We start from the raw sequence: 2756 nt of genomic DNA, 5'->3' as shown, positions 1-2756 counted from the left end.
CGTCGACGTGGGCCCGTGGCCGCCGATCCGTCCACAGCCCGTGAGGGGCGGACGCTTGCATCGCGACGGCATCGCGAACAATTTGCGCAGGTGCAGGGTACGGGAAACAAGATTCGTGTCGGGGTCGGGATCGCGCTGGTGGCGATGACGGCGCCACTTTGCGCGCCGGTTTGGGCCCAGACGTCGACCTTTCCGGCCACCCTCGAGCGCGAGGCCTTGCTGGTCTGGATGCAGCGTGAGACGGATATCCTGCCTTCCCAGGTGGTGGCGGTCACGCCCCAGGCGGTGACCTCCATCGTCTCGAAATTTCCGGCGGGCGTCGGACTGTCCCCGCGCATCGTGATCCGCGCCGAGGCGTTGAACCCCGAGATATTCGCCCGAACCGGCGCCATGTCCTGGCACGTCTCCCTGAACGCCGATTGCCAGAACCGGCGCATCAGGCTTGGCGAGACGACGGGATACTCCGAACGAAATCTGCTGGGCGTCCGCAAGGTTCTACGCGAGTCCGAAACCGCGTGGCGGGCGCCGGAGCCCGGCACGGCGCTGGAACACGCCTGGCGCGCAGCCTGTGACCCAGGGTTCACCGGCCCTTTCCGATCCCCAAGCGTGAAGCTGGCGCAGATCGATGCCGCGCCGGCCCAAGGCGCCCCCGTGCCGCCGCCTCCAGCCGAGAGCCCTAAACCGGCCGAGAGCCTGGCGCCGGCCGTCGTCGCCGCGGCGGCGCCCCCGCTCAACGCGCCGCCGCGCGTGCTGCCTTCATCGCCCGGCGTCGGGGGCCCAGCGGTTCAACTGGGTGCGTTGACGACCGATCAGGCGGCGCGAAATCTGTTGAGTAGCCTGTCCGATCGAATGCAGGACCACCGGACCTGGGTGGAGAAGGCCGACGTGGCCGGGCGCATCTGGCACCGGGCGCTGGCCGGGGGGTTTGCCGATTTCGCTGAAGCCGCGCGCTTCTGCGACAACCTGAAAGCCGGCGGGGTATCCTGCTTCGTCCGGAGGGCGCGCAACGGGTAGCCGCTGCGGCCTCGACTGGACGCTCGGATTACGACACCGGAATTGTCTCCCTGAGCCGCGCGGCAGCTGGTGACGGCGTCCAATGCAAAACGCCCCGGCGGATGGCCGGGGCGTTCGCAGTAGGGATCTCAGATCGATCAGAACCGGTACTGCAGTTCCAGGCTGTAGTTGCGCGGCGGCACATAGGAGACCGTCTGGTTGATGAAGCCCCAGTTGGGCTGAACAGCCGTCAGGCTATTGATACGCGCGCCACTGATGCCGGCCGAGCCGCGCTGGTCGAACACGTTCTTGATCGAGGCGATCAGGGTGTACTTGCGGTCCTTGTCGTTGAACAGCAGGCGGGCGTCTGTCTGGCCAAACGCCTTGGCCTGGCTGTAGTAGCGGTTGAAGACCGAGTAGTAGGTCTTGTCACGCCAGACGTAGGTCAGCGAGGCTGACAGGTTACCGGGCTCAAGGTTCCAGGTGTAGTTGGCGTTGACGGTCACCCGGTGCGGTGTGGAGGACGGCAGGGACTGGCCCTTCAGGTCCTGGTTCAGCGACTGGGTATTGATGGCGCCGGTGGCGGTGGTCGGCGAAAGGGCCGCCGCCGTGTTGCCCGAGAGCTGGGCGCCGCGCTGCAAGCCACGCGGGTCATCAGGATCCTGGAAGCAGCATCCGTCGCGGACCTCGGCCTTGAGGTAGGAGTAGTTGGCCAGGATCTGCAGGTTCTCGATCGGCTGCCAGACGGTTTCCACTTCCAGGCCGTAGTTCATCGCCTTGGGCAGATTTACGAACTGCGTCTGGTTCGCTGACAGGACGGTATTGAAGAAGGAGATTGGAACCTGGATGTTCTGATAGTCGTAGTAAAACAGTGATGTATTAATCTGGAGATTGCCATTGATGGTCTTCTTGATGCCGAGCTCATAGGCGTCAATCTCTTCCTTGTCTGTGGTGACAAAGGTGTTGAGAGTGGTGGTGCCGGAGTTGAAGCCACCGGCCTTGTAGCCGCGTGAGTACTTGGCGTAGGCCAGGGTGTCGGGGTCGGGTTTCCAGTCGATACCGAAGGTGCCGGTCACCGCGTTCCAGTTGTTGTCCAGCTGGCGGTGGCGGATGCCGGTGGTGGGGTCGGTGTAGATCCCGGTCACCCCTCCCACGACCGACCGGTCGAGAGTGGGCACGCCGGCCAACACCGAGAAGCCCGGTGCGGCCGCGTCGGTGATATCCACCGGGCGGCCGGTCAAGGTGCTGATCGGGCAGCTGGCGGTGTAGAGGCAAAACAGCCGCGCGCCCTCGAACGAGCGCTTGCGGTCGTAGGTGTAACGCAGCCCCGCCGTGACCTTGAACGTCTCCGTGGCCTGCCAGTCGATCTGGCCGAAGGTGGCGTAGGATTCGTTGGTGTTTTCCGAGGTGCCATAGGCGTAGCGGCGCAGCGGATTGCCCGCCACCGCAACGCCGGTCTGGGTCGTGGGCCGTTCGAAACGGGCGTCATCGGGGAAACGCGCATCCGAGAGGGTGTAGTTGGAGCCTTCCCGGAACTGATAGATCCCGAGCAGCCACTGCAGGGGCCCATCAGTGGTCGAGGTGATGTTGATTTCGTTCGAGAACCACCAGACCTCCTCCTCGTACTGGTTGTGCTGACGGGGGAAGTAGAGGGCATTGGTGATCTGGCCCGGGAGGACAGCGGTCGTCACCGGGTTGCGCGCCGGGATCGGCAGCAGGAACGGCGCCTGACGCGAGGTGCCGTCGAGGTCGGTTTGCAGGCG

The 2756-nt window shown here is 65.0% G+C and carries 2 protein-coding genes; one reads left to right on the top strand and one right to left on the bottom strand.

What is annotated here, in order from left to right; all coding sequences use genetic code 11:
- Nucleotides 1–1014 (top strand): SPOR domain-containing protein (locus ACIQ42_RS17780; protein WP_397423560.1); only part of this gene is annotated, 1014 nt, incomplete at its 5' end.
- A gap of 137 nt (nt 1015–1151) precedes the next feature.
- Here ACIQ42_RS17780 and ACIQ42_RS17775 read toward each other — a convergent pair.
- On the bottom strand, nt 1152–2756 hold a 1605-nt coding region (locus ACIQ42_RS17775; protein ID WP_397423559.1), incomplete at its 5' end, for a TonB-dependent receptor.

This window comes from Phenylobacterium sp. (genome assembly GCF_044372605.1).
In the GTDB taxonomy this organism is placed as follows: domain Bacteria; phylum Pseudomonadota; class Alphaproteobacteria; order Caulobacterales; family Caulobacteraceae; genus Phenylobacterium.
This window is presented reverse-complemented; position numbering and strand designations above follow the sequence as displayed.